Raw genomic sequence first — 20,865 nt, 5'->3', positions numbered from 1 at the left:
GCCACCCGTCGACGCAACGGAAGAGACCATGATCCGATCGGTCGGCCGCACCGGGCCGTTGAAGGTTGCGGGCCGGGTGTGCTGGGCGCTGCGCTTCGACGTGGCCGCCCTGGTGGTGGCGGCGGCGGTACTGGTGCCGATTCCGGACGCAATCCAGGAGGAGAACGCCGTCGCCGTGCTGTCCGTCCTGGGAATCAGCGCGACGATCTTCATCGGCTTCCGCAACACCACCGCATACAACCGCTGGTGGGAAGCCCGGACGCTGTGGGGCAGCATCGTGATCAACTGCCGGGCGTTGGACAACGCCCTCAGCAGCGTCGACACCGGCGCCGAATCGCTCGCCGCGGTGCACGACCGGATGCGTCGGCGTCAGGTTCGGCACGCGTGGCAACTGGCCTGCGAACTCCGTGGTGTCGATCCGCCGGCCGCCGTCGCCGAACTGACACCGGAAGATCCTCGCCAGGACGGTGCGACGTCGCTGTTGAACCGTCAGCCACGAGACATCCAGACCCTGTCGCGACATCACGAGCTCGACAACCAGGGACGTTCGATGTTGATGGCGCTCAACACGGCGCTGGTCGGCGCCCAGAGCGGACTGGAACGAATTCGCAACCAGCCCATCCCGATCCACTACGACCTGTTCATCCGGGTGCTCGCCTGGTTCTTCGGACTCATGGTCTTCAACCGGATCGACGGCAGCAGCGACAGCATCGCCAGCATCGTGTTGGGCCTGGCGGTGATGAGCGTGTTCGTCATCGCCGAGCGGCTCGGGCATTTCATCGAGGTCCCGATGGGAAACACCGTGTTCGACCTGCCGATGTTCCGCTTCTGCAGCACGGTCACCGGCAACCTGCTCGGCGGCGGCCACCCGCTGGCCCGACCGAGGGAACCCGCGACGGCGACCGTCTGGATGTAGGCCGCCCTATTCCTCGCCCGGTACCTCGTCGTGGTCGTCCTCGTGTCCCCGAACGGGCCGGCGGGTGCGCAGCCGGTACATGGTGAAGTCGTCGGGCACGCCGTCGGCCCTGGCGGCGAACACCTGCCGGCGGAGTTTCTTCGCCGTCACCGGTAGCACGTCGAAGTCCTCGTCCGGGATGCGTTGCAGCGTCGCCTCGGAGATCACGAGCTCACCGCGGGTGGCACGCTCCATCACTCTCGCGGCGAGGTTGACGTCGATGCCGAGCCAGTCCGAACCGATGCGCTGTGGCCGCCCGGTGTGGATGCCGACCCGCATCCGCGGCGTGTAGCCGTCGACGTCAACGGTTTTCACGGCCTCGCGCGCGGCGATGGCAGAGCGCACCGCGGTGGTCGGGTCCGCGAACACCGCCATCAGCCCGTCACCCATCCGCTTGACGATGTGCCCGCCCGATTGCAGCAGCGGCGGCTCGACGACCTGCGCGACGCGGCGCAGCAGTCGCAGTGTCGCGTCGTCACCGGACCGCAGAGACCACGCCGAGAACCCGACGAGATCGGTGAACACCAGCGTGACTTCGGGATTGGCCGGACGGCCGGAGACCCGCTCGGTCAGCGCCTGCCACACCTGCAGCGCTCCGAGACTGACCTCGCGCGTCGCGGCGTCCCGCTCCAGCAAGCGGTCGGCCGCACGGGCGGCGGCGCGCGGACCTCCGACGCCGCTGACCGACAGCGGATCCCCGAAATCGGGGTCCCCGGGCAGCGCGCGTCGGGTGCGACGGAGGAAGGCGATGACACCGTCGTGGTGGTTGATGTCTCTGAACCAACCCCTCGGCCCTGCAAACTGGCCGCCTCCTGGATCACCCGGCGGGTCCTCGTCCACGCCGACAAGCCTAAACGAGGGACTTCGCGGCAATAAACCGGCAGGTCACGGCGGGATGGCACCGTGGTGGAGTCTGCGTAACACCCGCCGGACGGACCGCGGATCCGTGGACAACGGGCGTTGTCAACGCCTATCTTGGGAGGGTGCGATCAAAGGCGATGGCAAACGATTCTCTGAGTCCGGAAGGGTCGGAGACCCCGGAGGGTGCTGCGCAGCCGCAGGCTCCCGGAGCGTTCCCGCTCGGACCCGACTCGCTCACGTGGAAGTACTTCGGGGACGTGCGCACCGGCATCCTCGGGGTGTGGATCGGCGCGATCCAGAACATGTACCCGCAGCTCGGCGCCGGCGTGGAGGACCATTCCATCCTGATGCGGGAACCGTTGCAGCGCGTCGCACGCTCGGTCTACCCGATCATGGGGGTCGTCTACGACGGGGACCGCGCGGCACAGACCGGTGCCCAGATCCGTGGCTACCACAAGACCATCAAGGGCGTCGACGCCGACGGAAGGCGCTATCACGCGCTGAACCCCGAGACGTTCTACTGGGCGCACGCGACGTTCTTCATGTTGATCATCAAGACCGCCGAGTACTTCTGCGGCGGACTGACCGAGGCCGAGAAGGAGCAGCTTTTCGACGAGCACGTGCAGTGGTACCGGATGTACGGCATGAGCATGGCGCCGGTGCCCGAGTCGTGGCAGGCGTTCTGCGAGTACTGGGACCGCAAGTGCCGTGAGGAGCTGGAGATCAACAGCGCCACCCTCGACATCCTGTCGATGCGGATCCCCAAGCCGTGGTTCGTGCTGATGCCGACCCCGGTGTGGGACCAGATGTTCAAACCGATGATCGGCGCGCAACGCTGGATCGCCGCCGGGGTGTTCGATCCCGTGGTGCGCGAACGCGCCGGAATGCGTTGGACTCCCGGCGACGAGATCGTGTTGCGGCTCTTCGGCAAGATGGTCGAGCTGGCCTTCGTCGCGGTGCCCGACGAGATCCGGCTGCATCCGCGGGCGGTCGCGGCCTACCGCCGGGCCGAGGGCAAGGTTCCCGCCGACGCCCCGCTGGTCGAGGCGCCTGCGTTCATGGCGCCGCCGCGCGAGCGCCGCAGCATGCCGATGCACTACCTGCCGCCGCGCAAGACCCTGCTCGATCGGGTGGGGTCGTTGGTGCACTCGACGTTCTCTTTGGCGGGGCGGCGTCCGGCGCGCGGAACCGGTAAGGCAGCCTAGGCACATGCTTGATTGGTCAGACGTCGACATTGCCGTGCGCGACGCCGTTCGCGAGTTCGTCGACAAGGAGATTCGCCCGCACCTCGACGAGCTCGAGAGCGGCGACATGGAGCCCTATCCGATAGTCCGAAAGTTGTTCGCGACGTTCGGCATTGACGCGATGGCCAAGGAGGCCCTCGACAAACGTCTGGCGCGGATGCGCGAGGGTGGCGAGAAGCCGTCGAAGTCCGGGGGCGGCGGCATGTTCGGCGGCGGCTCCGCCGGGATGGGTTTCGTCCTGATCTCGGAGCTGTGCCGGGTGTCGATGGGTCTGGTGACCGGCATGGGTGTGAGCCTGGGCCTGACGGTCCCGACCATCCAGGGCCGCGGCACGCTGGCGCAGCAGGAGCGGTGGCTGCCCGGACTGGTCACCTACGAGAAGATCGGCGCGTGGGCGATCACCGAACCCGACTCGGGTTCCGACGCTTTCGGCGGCATGAAGTCCTGGGTAGCCCGTGCCGCGGATGGTTCAGGCGACTACATCCTCAACGGACAGAAGACGTTCATCACCAACGGGCCGGATGCCGACGTGGTCGTGGTGTACGCCAAGCTCGACGAGCCAGGTGTGGACAAGCGTGACCGCAAGGTACTGACGTTCGTGCTCGACAAGGGCATGGAAGGCTTCGTGCAGTCGAAGCCGTTCCGCAAGATGGGCATTCACTCGTCGCGCACCGGTGAACTGTTCTTCAACAACGTGCGACTGGGCCGCGACCGCCTGCTGGGCGAGACCGAGAACAATGAGGCGGGAGACGGCCGGGACAGCGCCCGGTCGAGCTTCTCGGCCGAACGCGTCGGCGTGGCCGCGATGGCCCTCGGCGTGATCGAGGAGTGCCTGCGACTCAGTGTCGACTACGCCAAGACCCGCAAGCTGTGGGGTCAGGAGATCGGCCAGTTCCAGCTCATCCAGCTCAAACTCGCCACCATGGAAGTGGCACGGATGAACGTGCGCAACATGTTGTTCCGTGTGATCGAGTCCTCGCAGAGCGGTGCGCCGATCTCGCTGGCGGAGGCGTCGGCGATCAAGTGGTACTGCTCGCAGGCCGCCACCGATGTCGCGATGGACGCCATCCAGCTCTTCGGCGGCAACGGCTACATGACGGAGTACCGCGTCGAGCAGCTGGCCCGCGACGCCAAGTCGCTGATGATCTACGCCGGCAGCAACGAGGTTCAGATCACGCACGTGGCCAGGGGGCTGCTGAGCAGCTGACCGGCGCCGGGCCGTTTCGCGAGATCGCGCCCGCCGGCGGGGCGACGGGCTAGCCTTGGTCAGGTCCGACCGAGGAGCGCCCGTGGAGTTCAGCAACGTCACCGCACTGGTCACCGGGGCGAGCGGCGGCATCGGCGAGGAATTCGCCGTGCAGCTCGCCCGACGAGGAGCCAACCTGATCCTCGTCGCCCGCCGCGCCGAGAGGCTGGAGGCGCTGCGTCGGACACTCGTCGCCCGGCACCCCGGGATCGTCGTCGACGTCCTCACCGCCGATCTCTCGGGCGCCGGGTCGGGCGCCGAGGTCGAGGGCGGCGTGCGCAAGCTCGGCCGGAGCGTCGACGTCCTGATCAACAACGCCGGCATCGGTCTGCACGGGAAGTTCGTCGACCAGGAGCCGGAAGCCAATACCGCCCAGATCCAATTGAACTGCGGCACATTGGTCGATCTGACCGCGCGCTTCCTGCCCGGGATGGTCGAGCGGCGGCACGGCGTCGTATTGAACGTGGCGTCCACGGCGGCGTTCCAGCCGACGCCCGGCATGGCTGTCTACGGCGCCACCAAAGCCTTCGTGCTGTCCTACACCGAGGCGTTGTGGCAGGAATGCCGCGGAACCGGCGTCAGGATTCTGGCGCTGTGCCCCGGCGCGACGGAGACGGAGTTCTTCGACCGGACCGGCGAGAAGTTCCTCACCGACGGAAGGCAGACCGCCGAGCAGGTGGTCGACACCGCTTTCGCCGCGCTCGACAAGTCCGACCCGACGGTCGTCTCCGGGTTGCGAAACGCATTGTTGGCCTCCGGTTACCGGATCGCGCCGCGCAAGCTGCTGTTGGCGGTCTCGGAGCGCATGCTCAGGTCGAGCTAGCAGCGCGACGGTGCGCCGCGGCGCTCTGGTACAGACAGATCGCCGCCGCCGACGCGACATTGAGGCTTTCGGCGCCCCCGGTCATCGGGATCTCGACACCGGCCGTCGCGAGCGCCGCGACCTCGGCGGGGAGACCGTGGGCCTCCGGGCCGAACAACCATGCGGTCGGACCGGACAGATCCACCTCGTCGAGGGAAACCGAACCACCGAGCACGGTCGCAAGCACCTGCAGCCCGGCGTCTTTGAGCTGCGTGACGACATCGGCGGCATCGTGGTGACTGATCACCGGGATCGAGAAGATGCTGCCCGCCGACGCCCGCAGGCATTTGCCGTTGTACGGGTCGACGCTGTCACCGGCGAGCACCACCGCGTCGGCGCCCATCGCGTCGGCGACGCGGATCACCGTGCCGGCATTGCCGGGCTCCGAGATGCCGACCGGGACCGCCACCAGGGTCGGCTCGCCGGTCAGGACCTCGGCGAGATCGACCTCGGGAAGGGTGCACACCGCGACCAGACCGACGGGGGTCACGGTGTCGGACAACGCTTTTGCGGCTTTCTCCGTGACCAGATGAACGGGCGCGCCCGCCAGGAGCGGGCCGAATCTGTCCGCCGCGCTCTCGGTGGCGAACACCTCGGAAACGAGTCCGCGCCGCAACGCGGCCTCGACGAGGTTGGGACCTTCGGCGAGGAAGCGTGCGGCGCGGCGGCGCCCGGTGTGGCGGTGCAGTTTGACCGCTGCCGCCACCCGGGCAGAACGCTCGGTGAGGGTCAGGCAGCCTCGCCCGACGGGGCGTTCACGTCTGCGGGCAGCGCGGCCTTGGCGACCTCGGCCAGCGCGGCGAACGCGGCGGCGTCGCTGACCGCGATCTCGGCGAGGTTCTTGCGGTCGACCTCGACACCGGCAGCCTTCAGACCCTGGATCAGCCGGTTGTAGGTGATGCCGTTGAGGCGGGCCGCGGCGTTGATGCGGGTGATCCACAACTTGCGGAAGTCGCCCTTGCGCGCCTTGCGGTCACGGTAGGCGTAGGTCAGCGAATGGAGCTGCTGCTCCTTGGCCTTGCGGTACAGGCGCGACCGCTGGCCGCGGTAGCCCTTCGAGGCCTTCAGTACTGTGCGCCGCTTCTTCTGCGCGTTGAGTGCGCGCTTCACGCGTGCCATGGGGTAGTCCTATCTCGGTCGGGTCAGGTCAAGTTCTGGATGCGGTGACGGCCTCTAGCCGTTGAGCATCTTCGTGACGCGCTTGACGTCATTGGGAGCAACCACGGTGCGGCCGTCGAGACGACGGGTGCGCTTGGTGGCCTTGTGCTCGAGCAGGTGCCTGCGGTTGGCCTTCTGGCGCACGATCTTGCCGGTTCCGGTCTTACGGAACCGCTTCGAAGCGCCGCTGTGGGTCTTCGCCTTGGGCATGGTGTCCTCAGTTCTGTGGTGTGTCGGTCGGTGCATCGGCAGCCTGCGCGGTGCCGCGCTGCGCTGCCGGGGCGTCTGCATCGTGCGCCGCCTTGGCACGAGTCTTCGCGCCGCGGTGCGGGGCCAGCACCATCGTCATGTTGCGGCCGTCCTGCTTCGCGGACGTCTCGACGAAGCCGTAGTCGGCCACGTCGGCGCCCAGGCGCTGCAGGAGGCGGAAACCCAGTTCGGGCCGCGACTGCTCGCGTCCGCGGAACATGATCGTCACCTTGACCTTCGACCCTGCCTCCAGGAAGCGGATGACGTGACCCTTCTTGGTCTCGTAATCGTGGGGGTCGATCTTGGGACGCAGCTTCTGTTCCTTGACGACGGTCTGCTGCTGGTTCTTGCGAGACTCGCGCGCCTTCTGTGCCGTCTCGTACTTGAACTTGCCGTAGTCCATGATCTTGCACACCGGAGGCTTGGCATCCGGGGCCACTTCGACAAGGTCGAGATCAGCATCCGCGGCGACGCGGAGTGCATCTTCGATGCGCACGATGCCTACCTGCTCGCCGCCCGGTCCGATCAGGCGGACTTCAGGTACGCGGATGCGCTCGTTGACGCGGGTCTCAGTGCTGATGGGGCCTCCTAGGTTGTCCTCAGGAGTCCCTCACGCCGTCGGCGCACTGTTCGTAGAACAGATGAGCCCTGCTCGTCGCAGGGCCCAAAGCCGACCAGGACAGGCATCTATGATGCCTGTGACCGGACCGCAGTGCCTTCGAGTGATCGTCGGCCGGCGGTGGGAGTGGGACTCCACTTTGCTGTCCTGGCGTAAGCCGGGACGGTCGCGCGTGCAAGTCTAGCAGCCATGACGGATAGTCCTGACATCCCCGGAACTGACGACTCGGCACCCGTGCGCGAACTGGCCGAGATACCGGCCGTCGAGGTCATCACCCGGGCGGCGGTGATGCTGATGAGCGCGGCCGCGGAGAAGCTGGGGTTGTCGGACACCGATCCCGATGAGAGCCCTTACCGCGATCTCGACGAGGCCCGCCGCCTGATCACCGCCCTGGCCGGGCTCGTCACCGCATCCGCGGAATACCTCGGTCTGCATGCCGGACCGGTGCGCGACGGGCTCAAGAGCCTGCAGCTGGCGTTCCGGGAAGCCAGTGCGGCCCCGGACGAGCCCGGGCACGGTCCCGGCGAGAAATACACCGGGCCTGTCTGGTAGCCGGTCGGCGCGCCCCCGACATCCCCGCGGAGGGGCTGGTGAGCGAATATCCTCCCGGCCTATGACCGCAACCCGCCTCGTCAGGGCGCATCCCGAGTCCAGTCACCGGTGGGTGCCCGCGGCGGCCGGCTGGATCGTGGGTGTGATCGCCACGTTGTCCCTGCTGGCGAGCGTGTCACCGCTGGTCCGCTCGATCATCCGCGTTCCCCGCGAGTTCGTCGACGACTACATCTTCAACTTCCCGGACACGAGCTTCGCGTGGGCGTTCGTGCTGGCGCTGCTCGCGGCCGCGCTCGCTGCCCGCAAACGCATCGCCTGGTGGATCCTGACCGGCTACATGGTGGCCGCGGCCGTCTGGAACGTCACCGGACTGCTCGACGGTGACCGGTGGTTCGAGGACGTCGGCGAGATCATCGGCCTGGGCTTCCACCTCGCCGCCATCGCGTCTCTGCTGTTGGCCCGCAGGGAATTCTGGGCCCGGGTGCGCCCGGGCGCGCTCGTCAAGGCGGCAGTCACCCTGGTCGCGGGCCTGGCCGTCGGCACGCTGATCGGCTGGGGTCTGCTCGAATTGTTCCCCGGCACCCTGGCCCGGCCTGATCGCTTCTGGTACGCGCTCAACCGGGTCGGCGCCTTCGCGGGGGCGGATGCCGGCGCGTTCTCCGGCCACCCGCACGTGCTGGTCAACGCCCTCCTCGGCCTGTTCGGCGCGATGGCCCTGATGATCGCGGCGGTCGTGCTGTTCCAGTCACAGCGTGCGGACAACGCGCTGACCGGTGAGGACGAATCCGCCATCCGCGGTCTGCTGGAGCTGTACGGGAAGAACGATTCGCTGGGCTATTTCGCGACGCGTCGCGACAAGGCGGTGGTCTTCGCCCCGAACGGACGGGCCGCGATCACCTACCGGGTCGAGGTCGGCGTGTGCCTGGCCAGCGGCGACCCGGTCGGCGACCCGAAGGCGTGGCCGCAGGCCATCGAGGCGTGGCTGACGTTGTGTGAGACCTACGGGTGGGCGCCGGGTGTCATGGGCGCCAGCGCGACCGGCGCACAGGCGTTCCGCCAGGCGGGCCTGCACGCGCTGCAACTCGGCGACGAAGCGATCCTGCATCCGGACGATTTCCGTCTCTCCGGACCCGAGATGCGCGCGGTGCGCCAAGCCGTCACCCGCGCTCGACGCGCCGGCGTCGCCGTGCGCTTCCGCAGACACCGCGAGTTGTCACCCGACGAGATGGCCGAGGTGATCGCGCACGCCGACGCCTGGCGTGACACCGAGGACGAGCGCGGATTCTCGATGGCGCTGGGCCGGCTCGGTGACCCCGCCGACGCCGACTGCCTCCTGGTGGAGGCCGTACAGAACGGGACCCAGGTCGTCGCGATGCTGTCGCTGGTGCCGTGGGGCAGCAACGGTGTGTCACTGGACCTGATGCGACGTGCCCCCCAATCCCCCAACGGCACCATCGAATTGATGGTCAGCGAGCTGTGCCTGCAATCCGAGAGCATCGGCATCAGCCGGATCTCGCTGAACTTCGCGATGTTCCGCTCGGCGTTCGAGCAGGGCGCACAACTCGGGGCCGGCCCGGTGGCCCGGCTGTGGCGGTGGCTGCTCGTCTTCTTCTCCCGCTGGTGGCAGCTGGAGACGCTGTACCGCTCCAACATGAAGTACCGGCCCGAGTGGGTGCCCCGCTACGCGTGTTACGAGGACGCCCGGCTGGTGCCCAGGGTCGGGGTCGCCTCGGTCATCGCCGAAGGCTTTCTGGTGCTTCCCTTCTCGCGGCGCCACGATCAACCCCACACGGGGCACCACATCGCCGCACCGGGCGACCTGATCGCCACCGGACGCCTGCACAGCGACGGAACGGCACCCGACCGCATCGGGCCCGTGGGCGACGGGGCCGACGACGACGCCGCCCCGCGCCTGCCCGAGCAGGTCCGGGTGCGGATGGCGAAGCTCAGCGCCCTGCAGGACCGGGGCGTCGACGCCTACCCCGTGGGCAGCCCGCCCAGCCACACCATCGCCGAGGCGATCGCCGCCGAGGAAGGCACCGAGGTCACGGTGTCCGGCCGGGTTCTGCGGGCCCGCGACTACGGTGGTGTGCTCTTCGGTCAGCTACGCGACTGGTCCGCCGAAACCCAGGTGGCGCTGGACAATTCGGCGCTGCTCGACGGAACCACCACCGACTTCACCCGCACCGTCGACCTCGGCGACCTGATCGAGGTGACCGGCACGATGGGCCACACCCGGTCGGGTTCGTGGTCGGTGCTGGTGACCCGGTGGCGGTTGATCGGCAAGTGCCTGCGGCCGCTGCCCGACAAGTGGAAGGGGTTGACCGACCAGGAGGCGCGGGTGCGCGCCCGCTACGTCGACCTCGCGGTCAACACCGACGCCCGCGAACTCATCAAGGCCCGCAGCGCCATTCTGCACGCCATCCGCGAAACCCTGGTCGGCAAAGGCTTTCTCGAGGTCGAGACGCCGATCCTGCAGCAGATCCACGGCGGCGCCAACGCGCGTCCGTTCCTGACCCACATCAACGCCTACGACCTGGACCTGTATCTGCGGATCGCACCCGAGTTGTATCTGAAGAGGCTCTGTGTCGGGGGCGTCGAGCGGGTCTTCGAGCTGGGCCGGGCGTTCCGGAACGAGGGGGTCGACTTCAGCCACAATCCCGAATTCACCCTGCTGGAGGCCTACCAGGCGCACGCGGACTACACCGTGTGGATCGACGGGTGCCGCGAGCTGATCCAGAACGCGGCCATGGCCGCCAACGGCTCCCACGTGTTCTTCCGTCCGCGCGAGGACGGGGTCCTCGAACCGGTCGACATCTCCGGCCGATGGGCGGTCAAGACGGTTCACGGCGCGGTGTCGGAGGCACTCGGCGAGCACATCGACGTCGACACCGACCTGGCGACGCTGCGCCGCCTCTGCGACAAGGCCGGCATCCCCTACCTGACGCACTGGGACGCCGGCGCGGTGGTCCTCGAGATGTACGAGCACCTCGTCGAGGACCAGACCACCGAACCCACCTTCTACAAGGACTTCCCGACGTCCGTGTCGCCGCTGACCCGGCCGCACCGCAGCATCCCGGGGGTCGCCGAACGCTGGGACCTCGTCGCGTGGGGGGTCGAGCTCGGCACCGCCTACAGCGAACTGACCGACCCTGTGGAGCAGCGCCGCAGGTTGCAGGAGCAGTCGCTGCTGGCCGCAGGCGGCGACCCGGAGGCGATGGAGCTCGACGAGGACTTCCTGCAGGCGATGGAGTACGCGATGCCGCCGACCGGAGGCCTCGGAATGGGTGTCGATCGGGTGGTCATGCTGATCACCGGGCGCAGCATCCGCGAGACGCTGCCGTTCCCGCTCGCGAAACCGAGGTAGTCACGGATCCGACCGGAAGGCGTTTCACAGCCGGCGGGCAGCTTCGGAGGCCAACCTGGGAGCCGTGACACTGCCGTACCTCGCACGCCACGATCTGTCGCTGATGCACGGGTGGGTGCCGGTCTCGGTGCAGATCCTCGCCGCGGCCTCGATGATCGCCGCCGTCGGATGGCGTACCCGGCGGTGGCGGCGGGTGTGGGTGCCGTGGGCGGCATCGATCGGCGGTGGGCTGGCCTTCACGACCTACTGTTACATCCGGTCCGCGGGTGTCGCCGACGAATCCAATCCGGCACCGCCCACGCTGTGGGTGTGGATCGCGTTGAGCGGCACGGCGTTCGGTGTGCTGGTCGCGGGCTGGCGGGGAGCGCGACGGTGGCGCAGGACGGCGTCCGCGCTGGCGGTGCCGCTGTGCGCACTGGCCGCGGCCCTGGTGCTGAACCTGTGGGTCGGCTACTTCCCCACCGTCGACACCGCGTGGAATCAACTCACAGCCGGTCCGGTCCCCGACCAGACCGACCAGGTGGTCGTCGCGGCGCTGCAGAAGCAGCACGCGGTACCGATCAAAGGGAGCGTCGTCCCGGTGCAGATCCCGTCCACGGCTTCGGGATTCACTCACCGGCAGGAGTTCGTATACGTGCCGCCCGCCTGGTTCGCGAGCGATCCGCCGCCGGCGTTGCCGGTCGTGATGATGATCGGCGGCGAGTTCAACACCCCGGCCGACTGGTTGCGTGCCGGCGAGGCCGTCAAGATCCTCGACGAGTTCGCCCGCGCTCACCGCGGCTACGCGCCGGTGGCCGTGTTCGTCGACCCCGGAGGGACATTCGACAACGACACCGAGTGCGTGAACGGCCCCCGCGGCAACGCCGCCGACCACCTCGTCAAAGATGTTGTGCCGTATCTGAAATCGCAGTACGGCGTGAGCCCGGCGGCCGCCGGGTGGGGTGTCGTCGGCTGGTCGATGGGAGGGACCTGCGCCGTCGACCTGACCGTCATGCATCCCGACATTTTCAGTACTTTCGTCGACATCGCGGGTGATGCGGCACCCAACGCCGGAACGCGGAACGAGACCGTGCAGCGGCTTTTCGGGGGTGACAGCGCCGCGTACGCGGCGTTCGACCCGACGGCGGTGATGGAGCGGCACGGTCCGTACCGAGGAGTCGAGGGCTGGTTCGCCGTGAACGCTGTCCCCGGCGCCGCGACACCCAATGAACAGGCCGTCTCCGCCGCGTCCCTGTGCGGGGTGGGCAGTCGGTCCGGTACCGCGTGTGCGGTGGTGAGCCGGCCGGGCAACCACGACTGGCCTTTCGCATCGACCGCGTTCGCGACCGCGCTGCCGTGGCTGGCGGCACGGGTCGGTACCCCGGGTGTCCCGCAGACCGGCTTCCCGGGAACCGTCCACGGGTAGTTTGGAGGCATGCCGGACCAACCCAGCGACGAGCCCGAGATCGTCGGCGAGATCCTGCCCGCCGAATCCGCGCCACCCGCCCCGGTCGAGACGGGCTACACCGCCGATGGTGTGCCGACCTTCGAATCTGTGCGGGAGAAGATCGAGAACCGCTACACGACGTCGATCGGTTCGGCCGAACTCGCGTCGGAGACCACCGAGGGGCGCACGATCGAGGCGCAGTACGACGCACGGCAGCGGGCCGCCGCCGAACGTCTCGCGCAGATCAGGGCTTCGATGTCCGAGAAGGCCGACGAGGGACCGTAGTCGGACCCGGCCGTGGTGTCGGTCGGTGGAGGTACGGTTCGGCATCGATGAGGTTTTTCACGATCGACGAGCGGCGCGCCCGGCTGGCGAGGCGGCATCATCTGATCTCCGGGGATCATCGGGCCGATTCCGTCGACGCGGTGACGGCACGCCTGGTCGCCCTGCACGCCACCGATCCGGCCACCCCTCCCCTGTCGCTGTGGGCCCGCCTGCCCGGCTTCACCGTCGCCGATCTCGATGCGGCACTGTACGAAAAGCGTTCACTGGTCAAGCATCTGGCGATGCGGCGCACCCTGTGGGTGGTGCGGCACGAGGACCTCGCGGCGATCCAGGCGGCGGCCAGTGACCGGGTGGCGGTCAACGAGGCCCGCAGGCTGGCGGCTGATGTCATCGGCGCGCAGGTCGCGCCGGACGGGCGGGCGTGGCTGGAGACTGCGTCCGCGGCGGTGCTACGGCATCTGCAGGAGCGGGGGCCGACCACCGCTCGCGAGCTGCGCGAAGCACTCCCCGAGCTGACGGGAACCTACGATCCGGCGCCGGGGAAACCGTACGGTGGCGAGGGCCACCTGGCCCCTCGGGTGCTGACGGTGCTGTCCGCGCAAGGGCGAATCGTCCGCGGCCCCAACGACGGTGGTTGGACGACGTCCCGTCCGCGGTGGGCGGCCGTTGACCGGTGGTTGCCGCCGGCCCCTCCGGTCGATGCGGAGCAGGCCCGCGCGGACATGGTCGGGCGGTGGTTGTATGCGTTCGGTCCCGCAACCGTGACCGACGTCAAATGGTGGTTCGGAAACACGCTCGGGTGGGCACGGCAAGCGCTGGCCGACATCGACGCGGTCGAGGTTGCCATGGAGGGCTCAGGAGGCACAGGGGGCTCAGGGGGCTCAGGGGGCACAGAAACCTCGGTCGGCTACGTGCTGCCCGGCGACGACGAGCCCGAGCCCGCCGTGGATCCGTGGTGCGCACTGCTGCCGGGTCTCGACGTGACCGCGATGGGGTGGTACGAGCGGGACTGGTATCTCGGGGCGCACCGCTCCGAGATCTTCGACCGCAACGGCAACGCCGGCCCGACCGTCTGGGTCGACGGCAGGGTCGTCGGTGCGTGGCGGCAGGACAGCGGCGGGCGCGTCGAACTGATGCTGCTCGAAGACGTGGGCCGCCGGACTGCCGGCCTGCTCGCCGCACGCGCCGACGAACTCACCGCGTGGCTCGGCGGCACCCGCGTCAATCCGCGGTTCCCGTCACCGCTGAGCAAGGCCGGAAACGTCAGGCGCTGACCTTGCGCCGGGCGCGGGCCTTGGGCTTCGGCCTGTTCATCCCGAGCGTCTCGGCCAGGAAGTGTCCCGTGTAGCTGTCCGGGTTCATCGCGACGTCCTCGGGAGCACCCGTTGCCACCACCGTGCCGCCGCCGGACCCGCCCTCGGGCCCCATGTCGATGATCCAGTCCGAGGTCTTGATCACGTCGAGGTTGTGCTCGATCACGATGACCGTATTGCCTTTGTCCACAAGGCCGTTGATGACGGTCAGCAGCTTGCGGATGTCCTCGAAATGCAGACCGGTGGTCGGCTCGTCGAGGATGTAGATGGTCCGCCCGGTGGACCGCTTCTGCAGTTCGGAGGCGAGCTTGACCCGCTGCGCCTCGCCGCCGGACAACGTCGGTGCCGGCTGGCCCAGCCGGACGTACCCCAGACCCACGTCGACGAGGGTCTTGAGGTAGCGGTGGATCGAGCTGATCGGCGCGAAGAACTCGGCGGCCTCCTCGATCGACATGTCGAGCACCTCGGCGATGGTCTTGCCCTTGTAGTGCACTTCGAGGGTCTCGCGGTTGTAGCGCGCGCCCTGGCACACTTCGCACGGCACATAGACGTCGGGCAGGAAGTTCATCTCGATCTTGATGGTGCCGTCACCCGAACACGCTTCGCAGCGGCCACCTTTGACGTTGAACGAGAACCGGCCCGGCTGGTAGCCGCGGACCTTCGCTTCGGTGGTCGCGGCGAACAGCGTCCGGATCTTGTCGAACACGCCGGTGTAGGTGGCCGGATTGGACCGGGGGGTCCGCCCGATCGGCGACTGGTCGACCCGGACGAGCTTGTCGAGGTGGTCGAGTCCGTTGATGCGCGTGTGCCTGCCCGGCACCAGGCGGGCGCCGTTGAGCTTGTTGGCGAGCACGGAGGCGAGGATGTCGTTGACGAGGGTGGACTTGCCCGACCCCGACACGCCCGTGACCGATGTCAGCACACCGAGCGGGAACGACACGTCGATCTCGCGCAGGTTGTGCTCACGCGCCCCGACCACGGTGAGCTGCCGCTTCTTGTCGACGACGCGGCGCATCGTCGGGACCTCGATCTCCTCCTTGCCGGAAAGATAGGCGCCGGTGATCGATTCGGGATTCGTCAACAGTTCGGCGTAGGTGCCGCTGTGCACGATCTGACCGCCGTGCTCGCCCGCCGCGGGACCGATGTCGACGACCCAGTCGGCGTGAGCGATGGTGTCGAGGTCGTGCTCCACGACGATCAGGGTGTTGCCCAGGTCGCGCAGCCGCACCAGGGTGTCGATCAGGCGGCGGTTGTCGCGCTGGTGCAGACCGATCGACGGCTCGTCGAGGACGTAGAGCACGCCGACCAGGCCCGACCCGATCTGGGTGGCCAGCCGGATGCGCTGCGCCTCGCCTCCCGACAGGGTGCCCGCCGCGCGCGACAGCGACAGATAGTCCAAACCGACGTCGAGCAGGAAGCCCAGCCGGGACTGGATCTCCTTGAGCACCTGCCCGGCGATCGCCGCCTCGCGGGTTCCGAGGGTCAGCGCGTTGAGGAATGCCGCACAGTCGGCGATCGACAGTTCGGAGACCTCGGCGATGGACTTCGCGCCGAAGGTTCCCGCCGTCATCGTCACCGCGAGGATTTCGGGCTTGAGACGCGTGCCGTCGCATTCGGGGCAGGGAACGTCGCGCATGAAGCCCTCGAGGCGTTCCTTGGTCTGCTCGGAGTCGGTCTGTTCCATGCGGCGTTGCAGGAACGCCATCACACCCTCGAAGTCCGCATAGTAGGACCGCGTGCGCCCGTAGCGGTTCTTGTACCGCACGTGCACCTGCTCGTCGCAGCCTTCGAGAATCGCCTTGCGCGCCTTGGCGGGCAGCTTCTTCCACGGCGTGTTCACGTCGAAACCCAGCTGGTCACCGAGTCCGGACAGCATCCGGGTGAAGTAGTCGGCGGTGTTGCCCATCGACCACGGGGCGATGGCGCCCTCGGCGAGCGTCAGGTCCGGGTCGGGCACGACCAGGTCGGGGTCGACCTCCTTGCGAATGCCCAGACCGAGGCACTCCGGGCAGGCGCCGTAGGGCGAGTTGAACGAGAACGACCGCGGTTCCAGGTCGTCGACGGCCAGCGGGTGGCCGTTGGGGCAGGCCAGCTTCTCGGAGAAGCGCTGTTCGCGGTGCGGGTGGTCGTCTTCCCTGTCCACGAACTCCAACACGACGATGCCGTCGGCGAGGTTCAGCGCGGTCTCGATCGAGTCGGTCAGCCGCTGCTTGGACGACGCCTTGACCGTCAACCGGTCGACGACGACCTCGATGTCGTGTTTCTCCTGCTTCTTCAGCTTGGGCGGATCGGTCAGCGGATACACCACGCCGTCGACGCGCACCCGGCTGTAACCCTGGGTGTTGAGCTTGTCGAACAGGTCGGCGAACTCGCCCTTGCGGGTACGGACGACCGGGGCCAGCACCTGGAACCGCAGCCCCTCGTCCATGGCGAGCACCTGGTCGACGATCTGCTGGGGCGTCTGCTTGGCGATGCGCTCCCCGCAGACCGGGCAGTGCGGGGTGCCGGCGCGCGCGTAGAGCAGGCGCAGGTAGTCGTACACCTCGGTGATCGTGCCCACCGTCGACCGCGGGTTGCGGTTGGTGGACTTCTGGTCGATGGACACCGCGGGAGACAGGCCTTCGATGAAGTCGACGTCAGGCTTGTCCATCTGACCGAGGAACTGCCGCGCGTACGCCGAGAGCGACTCGACGTAGCGGCGCTGCCCCTCGGCGAAGATCGTGTCGAACGCCAGCGACGACTTGCCCGACCCCGACAACCCGGTGAACACGATCATCGCGTCGCGCGGCAGATCCAGGTCGACGCCACGCAGATTGTGCTCCCGGGCACCCTTGACAACTAGGCGGTCAGCCACCGATGCCCCTTCTGATTTCTCCGGTCGTACGCCCGCATTCCGTCCGATCGCCGGCCGGTGGGCGCAGTACAGACCCATGCTAGGTGTGCCCACCGACAAGTCCCCGGGCGAGATTGGCCACAGGTTTCTCCCAGGCCCCGCCGACGCCGTTCAGCAGGGAAGTAACGTGAGGGCCATGACAGCCGCCGACGACAACTACACAGGTCACGTCGAACCGCGGACTGCGGCCCGTCGTGTCCTGCCCGGCGCCTCGATCGTCAAGGCCTCGGTGGGTCCCATGGACAACAACGCTTACCTCGTCACCTGTTCCCAGACCGGTGAGACGTTACTCATCGACGCCGCCAACGATGCCGCTCTCCTGCTCGAGCTGATCGAGCGGTATGCCCCGACTCTGTCGTTGATCGTCACCAGCCACCAGCACCAGGACCACTGGCTGGCGCTCGAAGAGGTCGTCGCTGCGACCGGCGCCCCGACGGCCGCGCACAGCCTCGACGCGGGCCCGCTGCCCGTCACACCGGACCGGCTGCTGTCCGGTGGTGACACCGTCACCGTCGGCGCGCTGAACTTCGACGTCATCCACCTGCGCGGGCACACCCCCGGTTCGGTGGCACTCGCGCTCGGCGGGCCGGCCACCGATGACCGGGTGCATCTGTTCACCGGCGACTGCCTGTTCCCGGGCGGTCCTGGACGGACAACACGCCCAGACGAGTTCAATTCACTCATGGGGGATCTAGAAGCCAGGGTGTTCGCCGAGTTCGGGGATAGCACAGTCGTTTACCCCGGTCATGGCGACGACACCACGCTCGGCGTCGAGCGTCCCCATCTCGCGGAGTGGCGCGAACGCGGCTGGTGAGTTTCTAAAGGTGGCCGCCCGGTAATGACACCACTACCGGATTGGACAACCCAGCCATGACCGTCACCAACCCCTACCCCGTCGATTCCGCGGCCCGCACCTGCTGCGGAGGTATAGGCCGCCACACCCGCTACTGCTCGGCGGTCCACCGGATCACCGACCACCCGGCCATCGTGCACACAGCAGACTCAGGCATCATCCTCGATCAGATTGACCACGATTTGCCGTTGAACTCCGACCAGGCGCGAGAGCTTGCCTCTGCGCTGCTCGTAGCCGCCGCCGAGGTCGACGGGTGGGTACAGCGATGAGCGCCCAAGCCGATGACGTGTTCGCGCTTGCCCGTCTCGACCTGGCGCACGAAGCGAACGCCATGCTGACAACCCTCCGCTACGACGACCTGACCGGCGGGGACCTCGCCGCCCTCGTCGCCATCCTGCGGACAGTCAACGAGCGCCGACAAGCGCGTGTCGGCTGTCGTGTGGTAGCACTCAGCGTTGTAAGGGATGGCAAGCGATGAGTGACCGCGACGGGGGCTCGGACCGCCCCGTAATAGCAACGGTGTCCGCAGACGACGACGGCGTCCGGGCACATGTGGTGTGGCTACTGAAGGCGATATTGAACCGTGTCAGCCCGGACGACCTCTCTACCGACGAGATGATGGCGGTTATCGCAACGCTCACTCCTGCCCATGCCCGAGTCCTAGCGCTGCGTGAGCGGCCGACGCGCTTAACTCTCGTCGGCAAGGGTGACCGATGAGCGCCGGTGACGGCACAGCCGACGGGCTTATCGTGGCTGTCGTACAAGACAACCACACCGAAAAGTTCCGTCTCCCCGCGATCGTCGCCGCCTACGTGGAAATGGTCAGCCGCTAACCGTCGCTCGGCGTCAGGGATCGCAAGTAACGTCCCCACTCGGGATGGGCGTCTTCGCCGTTGAGCATCCCGTGGTCGTCGAGCAGCTCCCGCGCCGTGCGGGGCCGGTACACCACCCGGTTATCCGGGAACACCGTCGCGGTCTGCGCGATCCACACCGTCACACCCGACGAAGACACCCGCCGATGATGCTTCAGGTACTCGGCGCTCTGGCGGACCTGGCGCGGCAGCATCCACCCCGGCACCTGCACAGGCTCCCCGGCGCGGAACGCCTCCGTCCGATGCTTCGGGTACGGGAACGGGGTGCCGTCATTGCGCGCCCAGCGGACCACCCGGGCCTCTTCCCGCTCCCGCAGCCACTCATACAGCCCGGAATACTGCGCGGCGACCACAGCCGCGATCCGAGCCATCACGCACCCCGACCGGGCTGGCGGTCCCACCGGCTGCGCGCCGCCTTCTGATGAGTCACAGATTTCGGCACGCCCACGCCAACATGCACAGTACGCACCAGATCCACCGCCTGCTTGTCCAGAGCGCGGATCTCGGCCGACAACCGCGTCAGCACAGTGGCCCGACCTTGCCCGGCCAGCTCGGTGTCATACGCCTTCTGGAGTTCCTCGGCCCGGTCAGCACATCCTGCTGCCCGCGCCAGCATCATGTCCTCGGTCTCGGCCCACTCAAGGGTCTGGCCGATGTCCTCCCCGGCGCGTTTCAGCGCCGCATCCATGTCCTGACGCAACCGGCGTCCGGCGGTCAATTTCGGGGTCATTTCGGATAGCCCTTTCAAGCCAAAATTGCTGGTGGAATCGGGTTTTGGGTCGCCCAGCCCTGGGATTGGCGCGCATTGCGGAGACAGGCAGCCACTATGTCAACCGGGCTTGGATCGAGGGATTCGTCGAGGCCCCTCCCCGGGTGGGTCACGCGGCCCTCGGGTTGTTGAGGCAGGACTGGCAGGCGGCGACGTGTCTGCGTGGGTGGATGTGGTTGCCGATGGTCGCGCAGCCGGGTTTGCCGATTTGGCATCGGAAGTTGTCGCGGGCGAGGATTTCGGCGCGCCATTGTCGGTTGGCGCGGCGGTTGGCTTTGTCGGTGGCTCTGGTCATTCGGTGTCCTCGGTGGTGGTTGCCTGCGGTCCCGAGCCGCCATGTAAACCCGGGACCGCAGGCGTTGCGGGTGCGCTGCTCGCTGGGTGAAGGAGGCACCTGCGGCGCGCGCCCACGTTGGTGTTAGCTGCCCGGCTGGACGATTCCGAAGGTGCCGCAGCGTTCGGGGCGGACGACATTCCAGCCGATGCGCCAGTTAGCGCGCACGAGGATGCCGTCCTGCCGGAACAGGGCGTGCTCACTGGTGGCGACCTTGACGGGTCCGACTGCGGAGACGACGGCGCTGCGGTCGACGACGATGCCGGAGAAGGCCGGTGCCCAGCGGTTCACGAGGACGGGCAGCGAGAGCAGCATGGGGACGGCGTCGGTGGTGCCTGCGCCCAAGAGGCTGGAGTTATAGGAGGCGCCGGTTTTGAATTTGCGGATCGATGCCCAGCCGAGCGGGTCGACGATGATGTGCGAAGGCGTGGAGCCTTCGGCTTCGAGTTCGGCGATGAGATCGACGAGGGAGTCGAGATCCCCGACGAGGTCGTTGCCTTCGGTTAGGCCGTCGATGTTGATGAGGCCGGCGGGCGGATGGACCGCGGGCGGGGTGGGTGCGACCTGGGCGAGGTATGCCTGATCGGCGCGCTTGACGATGGCACGCGAGACTGACTGCGCAATCTGCGAGGCGGTGCCCTCCTGTCGCCACTGTTCGTTACTCAGGGGGACGATCTGGGAGATCTTGGCGGTATGTACCAGGACCTCTGCCAGCGTCGGGTCTGCGTCGTCCTGGGGGCTTCCCTCGGCGACGAACTCGGCGGCGTCGTCGGAGACAAAGGCGACGTGCAGGGACGGCTTGTCACCTTCGATGCTGCCTGCGACGGTGCTGGTGCGCAAGATCAGCGCTTCGGGCACGACGTCGCCGGGGACGAAAGTGGTGTCGTCGGGGCGCCAAGCGTAGGCGCTGGTGGTGGTTGTTTCCATTGCCATTGTGTGTCACTTCCCAGTGTTGGCAGCACCCGCGAAACAGGTTGCTGCGATGGAGGATTGGTTGTCCTGGCGGC

23 protein-coding genes are annotated in these 20,865 nt (G+C 67.9%); 13 read left to right on the top strand and 10 right to left on the bottom strand.

The annotated features are described in order from the left end of the window. Positions 1 to 28: 28 nt before the first annotated feature. Positions 29 to 916, top strand: coding sequence for a bestrophin family protein (locus DYE23_RS13760; RefSeq protein WP_115327419.1), 888 nt, complete (start codon positions 29 to 31; stop codon positions 914 to 916). 6 nt (positions 917 to 922) lie between these two features. Here the strand turns inward: DYE23_RS13760 and DYE23_RS13755 are convergent, their stop codons facing one another. Continuing rightward, on the bottom strand, positions 923 to 1,795 hold the full coding sequence (locus tag DYE23_RS13755; RefSeq protein WP_013471755.1) for an adenylate/guanylate cyclase domain-containing protein: 873 nt from the start codon (positions 1,793 to 1,795) through the stop codon (positions 923 to 925). 158 nt (positions 1,796 to 1,953) lie between these two features. Between DYE23_RS13755 and DYE23_RS13750 the strand changes: the two genes are divergently transcribed. The 3 genes from DYE23_RS13750 (at position 1,954) to DYE23_RS13740 (ending at position 5,129) form a co-directional block, all read left to right on the top strand. Next, positions 1,954 to 3,021: an oxygenase MpaB family protein gene (locus tag DYE23_RS13750; RefSeq protein WP_099961447.1), complete on the top strand. Its 1,068-nt coding sequence runs from the start codon at positions 1,954 to 1,956 to the stop codon at positions 3,019 to 3,021. Between the two features lie 4 nt (positions 3,022 to 3,025). Next, a complete protein-coding gene (locus tag DYE23_RS13745; RefSeq protein ID WP_115327417.1) occupies positions 3,026 to 4,267 on the top strand; it encodes an acyl-CoA dehydrogenase family protein in 1,242 nt (413 codons plus the stop codon). A gap of 82 nt (positions 4,268 to 4,349) precedes the next feature. Beyond that, positions 4,350 to 5,129, top strand: coding sequence for an SDR family NAD(P)-dependent oxidoreductase (locus DYE23_RS13740; protein ID WP_115327416.1), 780 nt, complete (start codon positions 4,350 to 4,352; stop codon positions 5,127 to 5,129). Here the strand turns inward: DYE23_RS13740 and DYE23_RS13735 are convergent. From DYE23_RS13735 to infC, 4 genes are read right to left on the bottom strand one after another with little or no spacing between them, the layout of a single operon-like run. After that, positions 5,116 to 5,874 carry a TrmH family RNA methyltransferase gene (locus DYE23_RS13735; RefSeq protein WP_099961445.1) on the bottom strand — a complete coding sequence of 253 codons (759 nt, stop codon included), beginning with the start codon at positions 5,872 to 5,874 and terminating at the stop codon, positions 5,116 to 5,118. The genes DYE23_RS13740 and DYE23_RS13735 overlap by 14 nt on opposite strands. Positions 5,875 to 5,897: 23 nt before the next feature. Continuing rightward, a complete protein-coding gene (gene rplT, locus DYE23_RS13730; protein WP_011894398.1) occupies positions 5,898 to 6,287 on the bottom strand; it encodes a 50S ribosomal protein L20 in 390 nt (129 codons plus the stop codon). A gap of 54 nt (positions 6,288 to 6,341) precedes the next feature. After that, positions 6,342 to 6,536 carry a 50S ribosomal protein L35 gene (gene rpmI, locus DYE23_RS13725; RefSeq protein ID WP_011894399.1) on the bottom strand — a complete coding sequence of 65 codons (195 nt, stop codon included), beginning with the start codon at positions 6,534 to 6,536 and terminating at the stop codon, positions 6,342 to 6,344. A 7-nt stretch (positions 6,537 to 6,543) separates the two neighbouring features. After that, on the bottom strand, positions 6,544 to 7,155 hold the full coding sequence (gene infC, locus DYE23_RS13720) for a translation initiation factor IF-3 (RefSeq protein WP_013471760.1): 612 nt from the start codon (positions 7,153 to 7,155) through the stop codon (positions 6,544 to 6,546). Positions 7,156 to 7,383: 228 nt separating this feature from the next. On the opposite strand from infC, the gene DYE23_RS13715 reads away from it, so the two are divergent. The 5 genes from DYE23_RS13715 (at position 7,384) to DYE23_RS13695 (ending at position 14,098) form a co-directional block, all read left to right on the top strand. Then, positions 7,384 to 7,746 (top strand): DUF1844 domain-containing protein, encoded by a 363-nt coding sequence (locus tag DYE23_RS13715; protein ID WP_011894401.1) that lies wholly within the window; start codon positions 7,384 to 7,386, stop codon positions 7,744 to 7,746. Positions 7,747 to 7,807: 61 nt separating this feature from the next. Next, complete coding sequence (gene lysX, locus DYE23_RS13710) at positions 7,808 to 11,113, top strand: bifunctional lysylphosphatidylglycerol synthetase/lysine--tRNA ligase LysX (RefSeq protein WP_115327415.1); 3,306 nt, start codon at positions 7,808 to 7,810, stop codon at positions 11,111 to 11,113. A gap of 64 nt (positions 11,114 to 11,177) precedes the next feature. Next, positions 11,178 to 12,518, top strand: a complete 1,341-nt coding sequence (locus tag DYE23_RS13705; RefSeq protein ID WP_115327414.1) for an alpha/beta hydrolase — start codon at positions 11,178 to 11,180, stop codon at positions 12,516 to 12,518. Between the two features lie 9 nt (positions 12,519 to 12,527). After that, positions 12,528 to 12,824, top strand: coding sequence for a hypothetical protein (locus DYE23_RS13700; protein WP_011894404.1), 297 nt, complete (start codon positions 12,528 to 12,530; stop codon positions 12,822 to 12,824). A gap of 47 nt (positions 12,825 to 12,871) precedes the next feature. After that, the gene (locus tag DYE23_RS13695; RefSeq protein WP_115327413.1) at positions 12,872 to 14,098 is read left to right on the top strand and encodes a winged helix DNA-binding domain-containing protein; all 1,227 of its coding nucleotides are present in this window, start codon (positions 12,872 to 12,874) and stop codon (positions 14,096 to 14,098) included. Here DYE23_RS13695 and uvrA read toward each other — a convergent pair. Beyond that, positions 14,088 to 16,991: an excinuclease ABC subunit UvrA gene (uvrA, locus tag DYE23_RS13690; protein ID WP_115327412.1), complete on the bottom strand. Its 2,904-nt coding sequence runs from the start codon at positions 16,989 to 16,991 to the stop codon at positions 14,088 to 14,090. The two genes, DYE23_RS13695 and uvrA, sit on opposite strands and share 11 nt — an antisense overlap. A 175-nt stretch (positions 16,992 to 17,166) precedes the next feature. Between uvrA and DYE23_RS13685 the strand changes: the two genes are divergently transcribed. From DYE23_RS13685 to DYE23_RS30630, 4 genes are read left to right on the top strand one after another with little or no spacing between them, the layout of a single operon-like run. Beyond that, on the top strand, positions 17,167 to 17,844 hold the full coding sequence (locus DYE23_RS13685) for an MBL fold metallo-hydrolase (protein WP_115327411.1): 678 nt from the start codon (positions 17,167 to 17,169) through the stop codon (positions 17,842 to 17,844). A 56-nt stretch (positions 17,845 to 17,900) separates the two neighbouring features. Further along, the gene (locus DYE23_RS13680; protein WP_115327410.1) at positions 17,901 to 18,152 is read left to right on the top strand and encodes a hypothetical protein; all 252 of its coding nucleotides are present in this window, start codon (positions 17,901 to 17,903) and stop codon (positions 18,150 to 18,152) included. Beyond that, positions 18,149 to 18,361, top strand: a complete 213-nt coding sequence (locus DYE23_RS13675; protein WP_115327409.1) for a hypothetical protein — start codon at positions 18,149 to 18,151, stop codon at positions 18,359 to 18,361. Before DYE23_RS13680 ends, DYE23_RS13675 begins: the two co-directional genes overlap by 4 nt. Next, complete coding sequence (locus tag DYE23_RS30630; protein WP_147292281.1) at positions 18,358 to 18,600, top strand: hypothetical protein; 243 nt, start codon at positions 18,358 to 18,360, stop codon at positions 18,598 to 18,600. Before DYE23_RS13675 ends, DYE23_RS30630 begins: the two co-directional genes overlap by 4 nt. A 112-nt stretch (positions 18,601 to 18,712) precedes the next feature. On the opposite strand, the gene DYE23_RS13670 is transcribed toward DYE23_RS30630, so the two are convergent. The 4 genes from DYE23_RS13670 to DYE23_RS13655 all read right to left on the bottom strand — a co-directional run bounded on the left by DYE23_RS13670 (position 18,713) and on the right by DYE23_RS13655 (position 20,791). After that, positions 18,713 to 19,126 carry a hypothetical protein gene (locus DYE23_RS13670; RefSeq protein ID WP_115327408.1) on the bottom strand — a complete coding sequence of 138 codons (414 nt, stop codon included), beginning with the start codon at positions 19,124 to 19,126 and terminating at the stop codon, positions 18,713 to 18,715. Further along, positions 19,126 to 19,485, bottom strand: coding sequence for a hypothetical protein (locus DYE23_RS13665; protein ID WP_115327407.1), 360 nt, complete (start codon positions 19,483 to 19,485; stop codon positions 19,126 to 19,128). The genes DYE23_RS13670 and DYE23_RS13665 overlap by 1 nt, the downstream gene beginning before the upstream one ends. Positions 19,486 to 19,633: 148 nt before the next feature. After that, on the bottom strand, positions 19,634 to 19,819 hold the full coding sequence (locus DYE23_RS13660; protein WP_115327406.1) for a hypothetical protein: 186 nt from the start codon (positions 19,817 to 19,819) through the stop codon (positions 19,634 to 19,636). A gap of 123 nt (positions 19,820 to 19,942) precedes the next feature. Further along, positions 19,943 to 20,791, bottom strand: a complete 849-nt coding sequence (locus DYE23_RS13655) for a phage major capsid protein (RefSeq protein WP_115327405.1) — start codon at positions 20,789 to 20,791, stop codon at positions 19,943 to 19,945. Positions 20,792 to 20,865 lie beyond the last annotated feature (74 nt).

Origin of the sequence: Mycolicibacterium gilvum (assembly GCF_900454025.1) — a bacterium.
Taxonomy (GTDB): domain Bacteria; phylum Actinomycetota; class Actinomycetes; order Mycobacteriales; family Mycobacteriaceae; genus Mycobacterium; species Mycobacterium gilvum.
The sequence above is the reverse complement of the archived record's forward strand: the minus strand, read 5'-3'. Positions and strand labels throughout refer to the sequence as shown.